Annotated in this window: 8 protein-coding genes; 4 read left to right on the top strand and 4 right to left on the bottom strand. The window is 47.1% G+C overall.

Going from position 1 to position 16,666, the window contains the following annotated elements:
* The first annotated feature begins 149 nt into the window (after positions 1–149).
* The 4 genes from KW844_RS00720 to KW844_RS00705 are packed head-to-tail and all read left to right on the top strand — an operon-like array spanning position 150 to position 8,032.
* Positions 150–3,902: a SusC/RagA family TonB-linked outer membrane protein gene (locus tag KW844_RS00720; protein ID WP_255578083.1), complete on the top strand. Its 3,753-nt coding sequence runs from the start codon at positions 150–152 to the stop codon at positions 3,900–3,902.
* Between the two features lie 11 nt (positions 3,903–3,913).
* Positions 3,914–5,365: a RagB/SusD family nutrient uptake outer membrane protein gene (locus tag KW844_RS00715; protein ID WP_218374796.1), complete on the top strand. Its 1,452-nt coding sequence runs from the start codon at positions 3,914–3,916 to the stop codon at positions 5,363–5,365.
* A 13-nt stretch (positions 5,366–5,378) separates the two neighbouring features.
* On the top strand, positions 5,379–6,710 hold the full coding sequence (locus KW844_RS00710) for a putative zinc-binding metallopeptidase (protein WP_218374795.1): 1,332 nt from the start codon (positions 5,379–5,381) through the stop codon (positions 6,708–6,710).
* A gap of 5 nt (positions 6,711–6,715) precedes the next feature.
* Positions 6,716–8,032: a DUF4302 domain-containing protein gene (locus KW844_RS00705; protein WP_218374794.1), complete on the top strand. Its 1,317-nt coding sequence runs from the start codon at positions 6,716–6,718 to the stop codon at positions 8,030–8,032.
* Between the two features lie 46 nt (positions 8,033–8,078).
* On the opposite strand, the gene KW844_RS00700 is transcribed toward KW844_RS00705, so the two are convergent.
* From KW844_RS00700 to KW844_RS00685, 4 genes are all read right to left on the bottom strand, one after another.
* Positions 8,079–9,056: an MBL fold metallo-hydrolase gene (locus tag KW844_RS00700; RefSeq protein WP_218374793.1), complete on the bottom strand. Its 978-nt coding sequence runs from the start codon at positions 9,054–9,056 to the stop codon at positions 8,079–8,081.
* A 150-nt stretch (positions 9,057–9,206) separates the two neighbouring features.
* Entirely contained in the window at positions 9,207–11,678 is a 2,472-nt protein-coding gene (locus KW844_RS00695; protein WP_255578082.1) for a TIM-barrel domain-containing protein, read from the bottom strand.
* Between the two features lie 97 nt (positions 11,679–11,775).
* Positions 11,776–13,326, bottom strand: coding sequence for a RagB/SusD family nutrient uptake outer membrane protein (locus KW844_RS00690; RefSeq protein ID WP_218374792.1), 1,551 nt, complete (start codon positions 13,324–13,326; stop codon positions 11,776–11,778).
* A gap of 29 nt (positions 13,327–13,355) precedes the next feature.
* Entirely contained in the window at positions 13,356–16,310 is a 2,955-nt protein-coding gene (locus KW844_RS00685) for a SusC/RagA family TonB-linked outer membrane protein (RefSeq protein ID WP_218374791.1), read from the bottom strand.
* Positions 16,311–16,666 lie beyond the last annotated feature (356 nt).

The following is a 16,666-nucleotide window of genomic DNA, read 5'->3' as shown; positions in this document are numbered from 1 at the left end:
TTTAACAAGTAAATAGGACGAAAGTAAACAGACCGTCAAAGAAAAACCGGAAGTGTTACGACCACCTCCGGTAAGTGATTTGACTGCCGTTGGCTGAATGAAACCAATTTTTTAAACAACCATTTAAACAGATCAAACTAATGCAATTTATGCAAAAAAATGCTAATTGTAGTTGGTATGCTATGCCCGGAAATGTAGCACCGGACGGCTTCCAGAAAGGATCGGCCATCGCCGCCGATACCCCGGAAGCAGTGCTGGCAGAACGGCATATTCCACAAAAGGGTATGGGTACCAGCCTAAAAAAACTGCTGATTACAATGAAATTAACAGCATTGATTATCCTGGTATCTATCATGCAGGTTGCAGCTGAAGTGAAAGCGCAGCATGTCACATTTACCGGCCAGCGAGTGAGCCTCCAGCGTGTACTTTCTGCCATAGAAAAACAAACCGGATACCTCGTATTCTATAAAAAAGAAGTGCTCCAGCGCTCCCACGATATCTCTGTGAATGCACAGGATGTTCCGCTGAGCGACTTCATGGAACTGGTCCTTAAAGACCAGCCGCTGGACTATGAAATGGTGTCAAAAACCATCATCCTAAAACTAAAGGAAACACCAACCGACAAAGTAAATGCCGTCGCCTTTCAACAGGAAAAGCGCACCGGCCGGGTTACCGATAAAAAAGGAAATCCCCTCATCGGCGTTTCCGTACAAATTAAAGGACAGTCCAAAGGCGTTATCACCGACGCCGACGGCCGATTTTCCATATCCGCCAACGCATCAGACGTACTGGTATTTAACTTTATGGGATTCAAGTCCCAGTCGTTACCGGTAGCAGACCGTGCCAGCTTCAACATCGTTCTGGAAGACAACGTTTCCGGCCTCGGTGAAGTGGTAATTACCGGTTACCAAAACGTAGCCAAAAAACTCTTTACCGGCTCTGTAACCAATATCTCCGGCGCTGACGTGAAACAGGATGGTATCCTCGACGTTAGCCGTATGCTGGAAGGTAAAGTAGCCGGCGTATCCGTACAAAACGTATCCGGTACCTTTGGCGCCGCTCCTAAAATCCGTGTAAGAGGCGCCACCTCTATCACCGGTGAAAACAAGCCTTTATGGGTGGTAGATAACGTAGTACTGGAAGATATCGTAAACATCAGTAACGACCAGCTCTCCAGCGGCGACGCCCTCACGCTGATCAGCTCCTCCGTTGCCGGTATCAACGCGGATGATATCGAGTCATTTACTATTTTGAAAGATGCTGCCGCCACCGCGCAATACGGTGCCCGTGCCATGAACGGCGTAGTCGTGATCACTACCAAAAAAGGTCGTGCAGGCTCCACCCAGGTAAACTACAGCGGTAACTTCTCCACTTTCCTCAAACCAGACTACAGCACGTTCAATATTATGAACTCTGCTGACCAGATGTCGGTTTACGCGGAAATGTACCGCAAAGGGAACCTGACCTCTAACATCGCCAATGATAACACTGGTGGCGTATATGCCAAGATGTACCGACTGCTGAAAGAGTATGATCCGGCAACAGGTAAGTTTGCCCTGGAAAACACACCGGAAGCAAGAACCGCTTTCCTCGAACGATACGCTAAAGCAAATACGGACTGGTTTGGGTTGTTGTTTAAGAACTCTTTCGTACAGGAACACTCGCTAAGTATCTCCTCCGGTACCGAAAAATCCCAACATTATATCTCCCTGGGATATTATAACGATAATGGCTGGTCCATTGCCGACCGCGTAAGCAGATATACCGCCAACCTCCGTGGTACATACAATATCACGAACCGCCTCACCGCTAACGTGATCGTGAACGGATCTATCCGGCAACAGCGCGCACCTGGTACACAAGGCCGCTCCAGCAACGTAGTAGAAGGTGTATACACACGCGACTTTGATATCAACCCATACAGCTTTGCACTGAATACCAGCCGTACGCTTACCGCCTACGACGAAAATGGTGAACTGGAATATTTCAACAGAAACTACGCTCCTTTCAACATCATTCACGAGCTGGAAAACAACTACATCAACCTGGACATGCTGGATACAAAAATCCAGGGCGAGCTGGGGTATAAAATTTCGGAAGACTTCAACTTCAAAACACTCGGTGCTGTCCGTTTCGTAAAAACGACACGGGAAAATATTATTACCGAACATTCCAACATGGCAGAAGCATACAGATATATGCCCAATGCTACCGTAGCTCAAAACAACAGATTCCTCTACCTCGATCCGGACCATCCGGAAATCACTGTAAAAGTGCCTACCCTCCCATACGGCGGTTTCTACAATCTTAACGAGGATAAACTTGTGAACTACTATGTAAGAAACCAGCTTGAGTATAAGCACACTTTCCAGGAAAAACACCTGGTATCTGCGTTCGCAGGTCAGGAGCTTAAATACACCGATCGTCAGAATACGTTTAACAACGGGTTCGGCTACCAATACGATAAAGGTGGCACCCCATTCACTGACTACCGTATCGTAAAAATGTTCCTCGAAAGCGGCAACAACTATTATGGAATGCAAAAACAATATGACAGATACCTGTCGGTTTTTGGTAACGCCAGTTATTCCTACGATGGTAAGTATGTGTTTAACGGAACGGTGCGTTACGATGGCTCCAACCGCATGGGTAAATCCAGACAGGCACGCTGGTTGCCTACCTGGACGGTAAGTGGTGCGTGGAATCTGGATCAGGAAGATTTCCTGAAGGATAACCGCAATATCGCATTCCTGAAATTACGCGGATCGTATGGACTGACCGCCAGCATTGGTAGTGCTACCAACTCCACCGTGGTATTTGAAAACAGCTCTACTATCCGTCCCCGCCAGACAGAACTGGAACCAAGAATTCAGATAGATAATCTTGAAAACTCTGAGCTTACCTGGGAAAAACAATATGAAGGTAATATCGGTGTGGATGCAGGTTTCTGGGGTGATAAGCTGAGCGTTTCCGCAGATATTTATCAGCGTAATGGTTTTGATCTCATCAGTAATATGCGTACCTCCGGTATTGGTGGTGAAGGTACCAAGATGGCCAACTATGCAGATATGAAATCACGCGGTGCGGAATTGACTATTGGCGGTCGCGTGATTAAAACAAAACGTTTTAACTGGTCCACCAACCTGACTTTTGGCTATAACAAAAACGAGATCACCAACCTGAAAAGTAAACCACGCATCTATGACCTCATCATTCCTGAAGGCGGAGCAACAGAAGGACATGCCGTTCGTGGCCTGTACTCTGTTAACTTCCAGGGGCTGATGGCTGGCGGTATGCCATACTTCCTTGATGAAAACGGTAAGCTGTCCACCGGTGTATATGTACAAAGCACCAACAGGGATTACCTGATTTATGAAGGTACAGTAGATCCTACCATCACCGGTGGCTGGAATAATACCTTTAGCTACAAAGGGTTTGTGCTGAACTTCTTCTTCTCCTACCAGGCAGGAAATAAAATCAGGTTGAACAACGAATTTGCGCTCAACTACTCTGACGCAAACGCAATGCCGAAGGAATTCCTTGACAGATGGACCTTACCACAGGATGAAAAAGTAACGAATATACCATCCATCGCGGATTATTTAACACGCGCCTACATAGGATCCTATTATCCCTATACTGTTTATAACTACACCTCTAACCGGGTAGCTGACGGAAGTTTTGTAAGGCTGAAACAATTATCCCTGGCTTATAATATTCCCGCAAGCGTAGCTAAACTGATCCGCGCCAACAACATTGGTGTGAAACTCCAGGGTAATAACCTCTGGCTCGCATATGCGGATAAAAAACTGAAAGGTCAGGACCCTGAGTTCGTTACTTCCGGTGGTGTAGCAATGCCGTTGCCACGACAATTTACATTCTCCCTGAAAGTTGGATTTTAATTGTAAAAATTATGAAGAGAAATTACCTATATATAGCAATGCTCGCTTTGGTAGCCGGTACCAGCTGTAGTAAATACCTGGAGCATGCACCTGATCAAAGAGCAGAATTAAACACCCCTGAAAAGGTGGCTGAATTGCTTACTTCCGCCTATCCCCGGGCCAACTACTTTGCTATGGCGGAAGCAAGGTCTGATAATCAAATGGACGTTAGTGTTACTGGCGTTCAAAATCCCGTAAACTCGGATTCTTATTTTTGGAGAGATGTAACTTCCACCAGCCAGGACGGCGCCACGTACTACTGGAACGCCTGCTACGCTGCAATTGCGGCCGCTAACCAGGCCCTGGAGGTTTGCAATAGTGCTGCTAATCCAAAAGAATACGAAGGGTCTAAAGGCGAGGCGTTGTTAGCCAGAGCTTACGCGCACTTCATGCTGGTAACCTTGTATTCAAAAGCCTATGATCCTGTAACCGCTGCTACAGATCCCGGTGTTCCTTATGTTACCGTACCGGAGAGCGTGGTAATTAAACAATACGATCGTAAAACCGTGGCTTATGTGTATGAGATGATCGAGAAGGATATTACCGAAGGTATGCCGCTGATCAACGACAAATACGTAGTGCCGGCATATCACTTTACCAGAAGAGCAGCCCACGGCTTCGCTTCCAGGTTCTACCTGTGGAAAAGAGACTGGGCAAAGGTGGTTGAAGAAGCCAATGCAGCATTCCCGAATAATGACTTTGCCGCAAACGTAAGACCATGGCTGAACTACCAGGGTGCTACGGTTACCACCAACGACCTGCAGGCATTTTACACCAATGCCACCAACCCGGGTAACCTGTTGCTGGGTGAAACAGTGTCTTCCTTCGGTCAGTACTATCCCCGCTATCAGTATGCGATGACACAGCCAAGGCTCAACCAGATCATTGCACCTATGGGCGTAGGATGGAGCGCACTGAAAACATATAGCAACAGCTCTACTTTTTATTTCGTAATGAAATACCTGTCGTACTTCAAACGCACTAACCTGAACGCCACTACGGGTACGTATTATACCATGGTGCCGTTACTGACAACAGAAGAGGTGCTGCTGAACAGAGCAGAGGCTTTGCTGATGAGCGACAAATACCCTGAAGCACTGGATGACATGAACACCATGGTGAAAACGCGTATTAATAACTTCAACGCCACCACGCAAAGTGTTACCGATGCCAAAATCCTTAAATACTATGAAACAAGAACTGCCGAGAAAAGAGAAGCCTATCGCATGGCACTCCTCGATATCAAACGTGCAGAATTTGTGAGTGAAGGAATGAGATGGCTGGATATTCTCCGCCTGCAAATGCCGGTAACACATACCACCTCCAAAGGGGAAGTATTTGAACTGGCTGCGGACGACAAGAGAAAATTGTTGCAATTGCCGGAAGAAGTAACCTTATCCGGTATTCCTCTTAATCCCCGTTAATCTGATTGATCGTATGAAAAAATATTGCTTATCTATATTAGCATTTGCTGCCATCTGCCTGGTTTCCTGTAAAAAGGAAGATGATTTAAACAAGCCTTTGGTAGGCCTTGGTGGTGATACCTGGGCAAAAACACCACTTGATAACTGGTTGTATAGCATCTTTACACAACCCTACAACCTGGAAGTAAAATACAGGTGGGATGGCTCGGAGCTGGACCCGTCAAAAGTGCTGGTACCACCGGATACCAGCAGGGTAAGACCACTGATGGAAATAGTAAACTCCGCATGGATTGAGCCTTATGTGGCTGAAAAAGGTGCTGACTTTATTAAACTTTATTCTCCCAAACAATATATGCTGGTTGGAAGTGTGGAGTATAATACCGGCGGAACGGTAAAGCTGGGTGAAGCAGAAGGTGGCTTCCGGGTAACCCTGTATAATGTGAATAACTTTGTGAAATCCAACCGGGCCAATGTTCAACAGGTGCTGAAAACGATTCACCATGAGTTTACACACATTCTGCACCAAACAGTAGAAATCCCGAAAGAATATCCACTGCTTACAGGTGGTGGCTATACCTCCGACTGGAATAACCAGACCCTCACGGAGGCACTGCAGCTGGGCTTTATTTCCCAGTATTCAAGAGCCGCTCCTAATGAGGACTTCGCGGAAATGGTTTCTATTATGCTTACGCAAGGTCGCGGCGGGTATGAAACCCTGTTGCGCACTACCGGTACCAACTTAGCCATCATTCGTAAAAAAGAATCGATCGTAGTAGGATACTTCAAGCAAACCTGGGGTATTGACTTTACAGCGCTGCAAACCAAAGTGCAGAAGGATCTGAACAGCTACTCCAAGGCGGCGTCATTTTCTCACATCGGCTTCAGTAAAGCTTTTTCAACTGTTACTATCAACCCCGCGCAGGTTGGAGGACAGTCGGATAAATTCAATACCGCCTGGGAAACATCCAAAGCCAGCTTTGCAAAGGCCAGCAGTACTGCCCTATACGCCCTGGAAAGTATCAATGTGGTATTCAACACGGCTACTACCATGCAGTTGAAAGTAAATTTCCGCGCTACAGCAGGTGCTAACCTGGGAACACTTTACACAGGCACCTATACTTACAATGTAACAGCGAATGCAACGGCTGAAACCTATGCATTTGCATACGCCAGCGCGGATGCCAATGGTACCAGCCTGGCCGCATCAGCAAAGCCGCTGACTGATTACTTTACCGGCACCTTCCTGACGAAGTACTTCTACGACAGTAACTTAAAAGCTGAATACGGCGGAGTGCAAAAATCAGATGATGCCAACTCATTTACATTCGGAATATTAAACCTGTAATGAACATGATTAAAAAATTAGCGCTATATACTATACTTTCCGCACTGGCCTTTTCAGCCTGTAAAAAATCGGATGATCCTTTTATGGAGGACCCGGATAAACGACTGATCGCCCGTTTGGCAGAGAATGAACAGCTGCTTACCAGCGCTGAATTTGGTTGGAAAGCAACGATCTATCCGATAGGTGGAAAAGGATTCAGTTATTACTTTAAATTCGGGAAAGACAATTCAGTGGAAATGATGGGAGACTTTGATGCCACTACGGCCACCACTCCCAAATCATCCACTTATCGCTTAAAGGCGCTCCAATGGCCTACCCTGATTTTTGATACTTACAACTACATCCATCTGCCAAATGATCCTGCTCCCGGAGTGAGTGGTGGTACAGCTGGAGCGGGACTACAGTCAGATTTCCAGTTTGTTATGGATAAGATGGTTGGAGATACCTTCTTCCTGGTAGGGATCGATCGTTCTAACCTGATGACGATGGTGAGACTGACCAGCGCGGAACAAAAAGAAATCCTGGCAGGAAAAGTAGCAGAGAGTATGAGTAATGTAAATGCTTATGCTGCTGCGGTACGTTTTCCAACTATTACTTTTAAAGATGGGAAACTGATGGACCTGTCTATTGCTCCGGCTACACGTCGTGTACGTATCGGCTATATGCTGGATGAAACCAATGTATTCAGCAAAACAAGGGCTTTTGCATATACCAGCAAAGGAATCATCCTGGATGAAGCGGTATCATACAATGGCTTTGATATCAGGGAACTGATATGGGATGCGGAGAAGAAAAATTACTATGTAAAAAGTGGGGAAACTACCTATTACCTGGGAGCAGGTGCTACACCGGCAGTACCGTTGGCAGCTGTGTTTGGCGGTGGTAAGGACTATACCGCCATCGACTATACGCCGGCTACCCTCAAAGGTACTATTGGCACTGACTTTGACGCGGCATTTACAGCCAGTTCCAACCTGTTCAAAGGTGCCAGCGGTACCCTGAATACAGTAAAGGTGATACTCAACAGTGATAATACCTATACGCTTCGCGTAAACTATGTGACATCCGCGGCATTTGTGGCGAACCTGACATTTACCATCGTTAAAAATCCGGACGGCTCATTTAAACTGGTATTCAACTCACAGGATGGAAATGCCACCACCAGAGCATCGCTCATCCTGCCACTCAAAACGTATTTTGAAAGCAGCAGCTTCAAAATACGATGGGTGACCAATACTATTCCAGGTTCTGTACTTACTCTCGGAGGGCTTGCGAAAGCCAACGACGATACACAGTTTTTCTATGGTGTTGTAGGCAATTAAAATTCAATAAAAAGTAAAAGCTCTCAGGTTTTCCTGAGAGCTTTTTTTATGCGGGAAAAGCATACGTTTCTGCTACCCATTCAAACCCATTATCCTTTTTTCGCGCATGACCAATTCCAGGCCATGGCAGGTGATAGGCGAATATCGGTGTAGCCGATGTCGTTAGCCTTGCCAATACTTTTTTACGGGTGGCTGCTGCTAACTGTAAATCTGTGTCTCCATTAAAACCCCACTCCGGATGCGGAAACAGCAGCACATCAGAATGTATAAGATCTGCTACGTGTACAATGGAATTACCACCTGAATATATATGTGTGATAGCATGCCCTGGCGTATGGCCCGGAGCTATTTCCAGCTTGATGCAATCGTGCAGCACCAGCCCGTCTTCAAATAAATGCAGTTTAGGTTTTATGGTAGTTAATACCTGCTGGGTGGCTTTGGTAAATACTTTCAGCAGCGCTTTATCCTCAAAGGCAGACTTACTGAAATCCTGCTGATCAGCCATCCAAAAGTCATGCTCAATGCGGGAAATATAATATTCCGCATTCGGGAAGTTCAGGGAACCATCTTCTTTCAGCACACCACCAATATGATCAGGGTGGCCATGGGAAATGATGATAGTGGAGATGTCGGTGGCTTGTATGCCGGCGTCTGCAAGGGAGTTTAGCAGCCAACCGGAATTTTTACCGAAGGCATTACCAGTGCCGGTGTCAATCAATATTATCTGATCCTGCTTTTTTACGAGCAGCATATTCATGCCAAGGTCCACATGATCTGTGGGGCGGAAACTCTTTTGCAGCAATTCATTCACCTGCTTAGCCGCCACACCCGGTGCAAAGTTGGGCTGTACTTTATCCATGTGGATAAACCCATCCGTAACGGTAATCAATTCAAGCTCTCCCAGCTGAAACTTATGAAAGGGGCGCGCAACGGGCGTTGCAACCGAGGCCAGCAAACTTTTAAGTGGTAAGGAGGCTCCCACGCCTGCCAGTATCATATTTCGGATTAACGATCTTCTGTTCATCTATATGCAATTTTCACCAAAGGTATTGGCATCGCCTGGCTGCAACAAGTAGTTACTAAAAAGAAAGCTACTTACTAAGAGGGTACTGATACTGATTATCAGCCAGATAAAGTAAGGGCCTCCCTGAAAGCAGGGAGGCCGTATCCCTACTTATAAATCCACGTTAATAAGCTGATTGGAATTGGCAATGGTTAACTGCTGTACCGGACAACTATCAGCGGGAACAAATGATCCCTGGGGATCAAATCTGGAAATGGGCGACAGGAAGGAAAAGGAAAACTGCTGTAATGGCTGCGCGGTTCCATTTACTTTCAGCTCCTGCTTTTGTTCAAAGCCATGGAGCATCAGTTTAATGTACCGGAACTGGCTGGCCATACTTCCTGAAGGTGCTTCCAGCGTCAGCTTTGCGGCCGACGGCTGATAGGTGATACTACGCTTGTAGAAACCGCCTTTTTCATAATCGAAGCTTTCTCCATCATCTTCATAATACACGAAAGTGTTCGCGTCCGAACCCTTGTAAATATGAAGCGAAAGCGTGTCTGTGGGCTTTTCCGATGTACTTTGTACAAGGGATTGCATAGGGAATATGCTGCTGCCCTTTACATATACGGGCAATGATTTGTTATTCAGTTCAATAGTACTTTCCTGGTTACCTGCTACCGGTTCATCGTTGTACAACTTGTACCAGTTGCCGGCAGGTATAAATACTTTACCAAAGGCAGCAGTGCTTTCGAAAGGTGCGATCATAAAGGCATCCCCAAAAAGATACTGGTTCTGGTAACGCGTCTCATAAACCCGCGGTTCGAAGGTGTTATCCATAGCCAATGTGCGCATAATGGGAACGCCTACACTAGATGACTCATATATCTTGCTATAGATATATGGGAGAAGACGATAACGCAGGTTGATATAATTACGGGAGATTTCAAGCACCTCTTCCCCAAAGGCCCACGGCTCGGCCGATTTGGTATTTACCTGCGTGTGATTGCGATAATAGGGAATGAATGCGCCAATCTGCATCCAACGGGTATACAGCGCTACAGAAGGGTTGCCGGAAAAACCACCGATGTCCATACCGGCAAAGCTGAATCCACCAAGGCCCAGACTATTCAGCAGTCGCACGCCAAGCAGCATGTGATCATCTTCTGAGCGGTTATCGCCCGTCCAGATGGCGGTAAAGCGCTGCGCACCTGCATATGCCGCGCGGGTGAGCAAAAACGGACGCTTCTTCATTTCTTCGCGGGCGCCTTCGTAGCTGGCTTTGGCCATGGCCAGGCCGTACACGTTGTGTGCCTGCATATGCGTAACGGGCTTGCCTTCGAAGCTGAACAACACATTATCCGGCATTTTCTGGCCCCAGGTAGCGATTTCATTCATGTCGTTCCATATACCCTCCACACCTGTACGGATATACGATTTCAGCTGTCCTTTCCACCAGTCGCGCCCTTTCACGGAAGTGAAGTCAGGGAAGTGACACCAGCCCGGCCATACCTGGCCGGTATAATAGCCGCCATCAGGGTATTTGACAAAGATGTCGGCCTGCTTGCCGCTTTCGTAGGCGTGGTAACCGTTTTCAACCTTAATTCCCGGGTCTACGATTACGGTCAGGTGCAGGCCTTGATCTTTGAGTTTTTTAGCTAACCCCTGCGGATCAGGGAAACGTTCCCTGTTCCAGGTGAACAGCTTGTAAGCATCCATGTAATGGATGTCGAGGGTGATGCCATCGGCCGGTACTTTCTTTTCGCGAAGGGTTTGTGCTATCCGCATTACTTCCGTATCGGGATAGTAGCTATACCTGTTTTGCTGGTAGCCCAGGCTCCAGCGGGGAGGCAGGGGCATACGCCCGGTAAGCGCAGTATATTCAGACACTATATCAGCCATACGGGTATGGTAGATGAAAAAGTAGTTCATCTCTCCTCCCCTGGCGCCAAATGAGCTAAAGCGGTTGTTGCTGGCGCCAAAATTGAAATCACTTTGAAAACTATTGTCGAAAAAAATACCATAGTTCAACCGGTGGTGAACACCTATATAAAAAGGGATAGTAGCATAAATCGGATCTTTGTCTACCCGATAGGCAAATACATCTGAGTTCCAGTTCGTATAGGCTTCCCCTTTACGATCCAGGTTGCCGGTTTTTTCGCCCAGGCCCAGGAATCGCTCCCCGTCCTGCATGTGTTTGTAGGTAGTTACCTGGTCATTGATCCAGGAGGTGGTGAGGCCCGGCTCGTCCTGGTTGATCACTTCTCCGGCAGGCGTTAAAAATGAAATGGCAAAAGGTGCTTTGCTGATCTTCACCTGCAGGGAGTCGGTCGTAATATTTATCTCCTGGTTATTTTGTGAGATGCGGGCGCCGCTGGTTTGCGGTTGCCCTATTACTGCATAGGAAAAATCGGCCGGCAACGGGTCCTTATCCATTCTCACTCTTACCATCGACGGGCTATACACCGTAACCACAGCATGTGCATTGTCCAGCGTGATGTTTACCTGTTGGCCGCTGATGGCGGCATTTTTTACATTTCCGGCGGTTCGTACAGGCTGTTGAGCCGCAGCCTGCAAACCGGCCAGAAAGAGCATGCCTACGGCTATATGCCTGCTTTTTTGCAGCACGTTCACATTATACATTGGCAATAAGATTAGTAGAAGGAAATTAGTCAGGACCCAGGGCCCTGACTAATTTCCGGACAACAGGGTGCCCTGCTGTCCGGAAAGAGGAAGAAGGTTAATATCCCGGGTTTTGCGTGAGGTTTTTATTCACTGCCAGATCACTGGTTGGAATCGGGAACAACAGGTTTCTTTTATTATCTGTTGTTTTCAGCTGCCATGGCTCCAGGTATTTGCCGAAACGGATCAAATCCTGTCTGCGCCAGCCTTCCCAATATAATTCACGACCTCTTTCATCAAGTAGGTTAGCAAGGGTAAGGGAACCAAAAGCGGTAGCACCTCTTTTTGTCCGGATCTCATTTACGATTGTTAAGCCTGCATTGCTGCCGGTGCGGAGCAGTGCTTCTGCTTTCATCAGCAGTACATCTGCATACCGGAAGAAAACGTAGTCGTTGCTGGCTTCCTGGCCATCTTTACTGCTGGCAGAAGAAAGGAAATCAGGAGGATACTTGATTACGCGGATACCGGTTACTTCCAGGTTAGCACCCGTTTCTTTGATCGCTACTTCCCTGGTAAATGCCAGCGGGTTTCCTTTTCTGTCTTTAATGGCAACGCCGTTCTGATCGTACTGCTGGCCAACGAGGAAGCCTACACGTAATCCGGAAATATCCGTAACGCCGGTATAGCTGCCACCTCTGCGGGTATCAGTACTTTCAAATTTATCGTAGAAGTCAGACAGCGTAGCAAAGCCATTCCATCCGCTTGGATTCATATTGTAGTGCAGGGTAAATTTCCAGCGTGCAAAGGCGCTGTTACCGGCACGTATGGTGCTGAAACCCGCACCGTTCCGCTGTGTAAAGATGTTCTCTGTGGATTTAACATCGTTATCACGCGCAAAGTTATCGAAGTAGTTATCTGCAATTTTATATCCGCCTGTACCATTGATGATCTGATCAGCATAGGTGATTACCTGCTGCATATCGCCGGCATCGAAGGTGGGGGCTTCTCTGTTGATAAAGGTGCCTTTGTTCAGGTAGCATTTCATTAACAGGAAACGTGCAGCATCTTTATTAGCAACATAAGCGGCGGTGGTAGGTCTGTCAGGCAGGTTGGGCAGTATCTCCTTCAACTCTGCGATGATGAAGTCCACCGCTTCAGCAGCTTTCAGCACCTTTGGCGCCTGGAGTAAACTTTCTTCCGGCGTACGGAAAGGCACTTGCCCCCAGAGGTCTACGGTAGTAAACATGGACAAGGCTCTCAGGAAGCGGGCTTCAGCCGCCTGGCTGTCGCTGGGGCGGAAATTGAGCACGTTAGTGGCAGAAAACTGCAATTGCAACAGGCTGGAAAATGCGCTCTGGATATGCGCATGGTCTGCGTTCCAGGTATGTTCATGGAGTGCACGCCATACACCGTTATCGTCCCAGTCGCCGGCACGGGTAGGCCCTACGGCTTCATCCGTGCTATGCACCATCATGCCCCAGGTATTGGAAAAATCCTGATATGGCATCTGCAATCCATCATAAGCATTTTTTAGCAGGGAAGGCACGGTGATTACGGAATCGGCCTGCTGCTTGGTTAGCGTAGATCCCAGCTCTTCTTTCAAGCTGCAGGAGCCCATACCCAAAGTAATAGCAACTGCCAGCGAGGTTCGGAATATATTCTTAGTCATGTTTTTCAGTTTTGTGGTGAATGGGTGGTTTACAGGGAGAAGGACAAGCTGAACATTACACTTCTGGCTGTTGGATATGGTGAATATTCAATACCAAAAGAGCTAATGCCATTCACGCTTTTATCGGTGTTTACTTCCGGATCAAATCCTGAGTATTTAGTGATTACAAACAGGTTCTGACCAGTTACCGTAAGGGTGGTACCTCTAAATATTTTCGCTACGTCGCCAAAGTTGTAACCAACGGATATGTTATCCAGTTTCAGGAAGTTACCGTTTTCAAGATAGCGGGAAGATACTGTGATCGGGTTTGACAGTGATTCGCCGTTACCCAGCAGTGCTTTTGCAATATTCCTGGACCCCAGGTTGCCGATAGGTAATACCGTGTTGGCGGTGTTGTTATACACCTGGTAACCGAAAGCACCATGAGAGCTGAGTCTGAAGGACAGGTTTTTATACTCCAGTGAAGTATTGATACCCAGCATGGTTTTAGGGTTAGGGTTGGTCAGGTAATACAGTTTGTCACCATTATCTGCATAGGTTGCCTGGCCTTTATCATCAAAGCCCTGGAATTTACGCATATAGAAGGTGTTGAGTGCATAGCCATTGGCCAAACGCTGTGAGGTAGCACCAGATACGCCCTGTCCGCTGATGGAGCCTGTAAGTACCGGAGGACCGTCGTAGTTTTTCAGCTCGTTGGTCAGGAAGGTACCGTTAACACCTATTGTCCAGATCAGGTTTTTCTTGCGGATAACGTCGCCGCGTACACTGAACTCCAAACCTTTGTTCAGCACATTGCCCGGCATGTTGATCCAGTAGGAAGATGCCGGTGCCGGCTGTATAGCAGGGAAGCTAAACAGGAGGTTGGTCGTGTTTTTATTGAAGTAGTCGATGGTACCGGTAATTCTGTTATCCACTATGCCGAAATCAATACCTACGTTGAGCTGTTTGGAAGTTTCCCATTTCAGGCCGGGATTGGCTACGTTGCCAAGGCCGGAAGCGCCGCCAGAGTTGAGCATATATTGCTCTTCGGAAGCACCTGCGGGAAATTCCTGGTTACCGGTCATACCCCATCCTGCACGTAGTGCCAGCGTTTGGAACAGTTTGCCGCCTTTCATGAAATTCTCATTGTTGATGTTCCATTTAGCAGCGAAAGATGGGAACGTACCATAATGGTTGGAGCTACCAAACTTGCTGGAGCCATCCATTCTTACGGTAGCATTCAGCAGGTATTTATCATAGAAGTTCATTTCTGCCCTTGCAAAATAAGATTGCAGTTTGCTGGTTGGGTTTTTAAATGAGCTCATGAAGGTGTTAGCCTGTGTAGGCGACTGCAGCTGATGCACGTAATCAATGGCATAGGTAGGGAAGCCCAGGGCGCCCAGGTTCATACCTTCATAATCAAATTCCTGGTATTCATAACCCACCAGTGCTCTCAGGTTGAAAGCGGAGGTTACCTGTTTGGAATAGGTAAGGGTAGAGTTAAAGAGCTGTGTATTCAGTTCGCTGTTGCCATAATAAGCCTGTCCGAGGTCCTGCACACCTGCAATATTGATGAAGGAGGCGATTTGTGACTTACGGATACCCACCTGGTGGTTGATACTGTACATTGCCCGTAACTCCAGGTTGTCATTGAATTTGAAATATGGCGACACGCTTCCTAATACATAAGTAATGTTAGCGTTGTCATCATATGCTTCTGACATAGCCAATGGGTTGATGGAGCTGCCGGCGCCTAACAGGTAAAAGGAACCATCGGCATTGCGCAGGGGCATGGTAGGGTTCCATTGGAGGGCCTGACCAATAAGGCTTCCTGTAAAGCCGGCGTCATTACTGATTGGTGCCAGTGTTTCCAGGGTTTGGGCAGTCATCACGTTATAGTCAACACCCAGTTGATTTTTGGATAAGAAGGTATTTTGTCCGTTGAGGGTTGCTGTGATTTTTTTCAGGCCTGTTTTACGGATAATACCCTGTTGATCCTGATAACCAAAGGAGGCGCGATAGCGGCTGGTTTCGCTGCCACCGCTGAGGGCCACATGGAAATTCTGTGATACACCGGTGCGAAGGATAGATTCCATCCCATCAGAGTTGGAACCATAGTCGCCGGCGTTGAGGTTATAGTCTTTCAGTGCAGAGCGATATTCATCTGCATTCAGCACTTCCAGCTTTTTCATGATATTGCTTACACCGGCGCTGTAGTTAAAGTCTAACCGGGCAGGACCTGCAGAACCTTTTCTGGTATTAATCATGATCACACCGTTGGAACCACGTGAACCGTAGATGGCAGTAGCGGATGCATCTTTTAATACGTCCATGGAAGCGATGTCGAGTCCGTTGATGAAGTTCATCGGGTTGGCATCCGGTGTTTGACCGAGGCCGGCGGCGTTAACGGCGGGGCGTGCCACGCGGCCATCCAATGGTACTCCGTCAATTACGTACAGCGGCTGGTTACCTGCGCGTGGGGAGCTAAGACCCCTGATGCGTACGGTAGAGGCAGCGCCAGGTGCGCCACTGTTGTTGAGGATCATAAGGCCGGATACTTTACCCTGGATCAGCTGATCCGGAGCGGTGGTAATACCACCGTTAAATTCGGCCGACTTAATAGAGGCTACCGCACCTGTGAGGTCCTTTTTACGGGTGGTACCATAACCAACCACCACTACATCGGACAAGGTGGAGCTTTCAGGTTGCAGGCTGATATCAGCCGATGCTTTACCGGCGGTGCTTACTTCCTGTGTTTTATAGCCTACGAAAGAAATAACGAGTGTGGCATTGGCCGGTATGCTGGCCAGCTTGTAATTACCTTCAGGATCTGTTGCGGTTCCTGATTTGGTGCCTTTAACGGCAATGGTAGCACCTGGGATGGGTGAGCCTTTTTCGTCCGTAACCTTTCCGGTAAAGCTTTTGTTTTGGGCAAACGCTACGGTTTGCACCAACACCGCAAACACCGCAATAAAGAGGTGACGAAGGAGTCGTGATTTGGTCATAAAATGGAATTTTGATTCAGTAATGAAACAAGTACTGTGACGTGGATTTCTAATAAGGTGAACGAAATAGAGTTTTTTTAATGACTGAACATGATGAAGCTGACAAAAGGCCGTCGCCTTATTTTTTACGTGGATTCATATCATCAGGCTCAAACTGTAATGGAATGTTTTTAACGTGGTGAATAAATAGAGCTCAGTTTTCCTTTTGTTATTTGGTTGTTGAATTTATTCCTAAGATCAAAGTAATATATCCCTGATCAGGCTAACAATTTATAAAGACAAAATATAGAAAATATTGACCACAAAATCTATATTATTTTAGTTAACTATCTATAAATCAATCTTATAAAAAAGAA

Source organism: Chitinophaga sp. sic0106 (assembly GCF_019219075.1).
In the GTDB taxonomy this organism is placed as follows: domain Bacteria; phylum Bacteroidota; class Bacteroidia; order Chitinophagales; family Chitinophagaceae; genus Chitinophaga.
The sequence above is the reverse complement of the archived record's forward strand: the minus strand, read 5'-3'. Positions and strand labels throughout refer to the sequence as shown.

What these genes read in the sequence shown, in the direction of transcription:
- KW844_RS00710 (WP_218374795.1), top strand. Translation starts at nt 5,379, where the DNA reads ATGAAAAAATATTGCTTATCTATATTAGCATTTGCTGCCATCTGCCTG.
- KW844_RS00705 (WP_218374794.1), top strand. Translation starts at nt 6,716, where the DNA reads ATGATTAAAAAATTAGCGCTATATACTATACTTTCCGCACTGGCCTTT.
- KW844_RS00720 (WP_255578083.1), top strand. Translation starts at nt 150, where the DNA reads ATGCAAAAAAATGCTAATTGTAGTTGGTATGCTATGCCCGGAAATGTA.
- KW844_RS00690 (WP_218374792.1), bottom strand. Translation starts at nt 13,326, where the DNA reads ATGACTAAGAATATATTCCGAACCTCGCTGGCAGTTGCTATTACTTTG.
- KW844_RS00715 (WP_218374796.1), top strand. Translation starts at nt 3,914, where the DNA reads ATGAAGAGAAATTACCTATATATAGCAATGCTCGCTTTGGTAGCCGGT.
- KW844_RS00695 (WP_255578082.1), bottom strand. Translation starts at nt 11,678, where the DNA reads ATGTATAATGTGAACGTGCTGCAAAAAAGCAGGCATATAGCCGTAGGC.
- KW844_RS00685 (WP_218374791.1), bottom strand. Translation starts at nt 16,310, where the DNA reads ATGACCAAATCACGACTCCTTCGTCACCTCTTTATTGCGGTGTTTGCG.
- KW844_RS00700 (WP_218374793.1), bottom strand. Translation starts at nt 9,056, where the DNA reads ATGAACAGAAGATCGTTAATCCGAAATATGATACTGGCAGGCGTGGGA.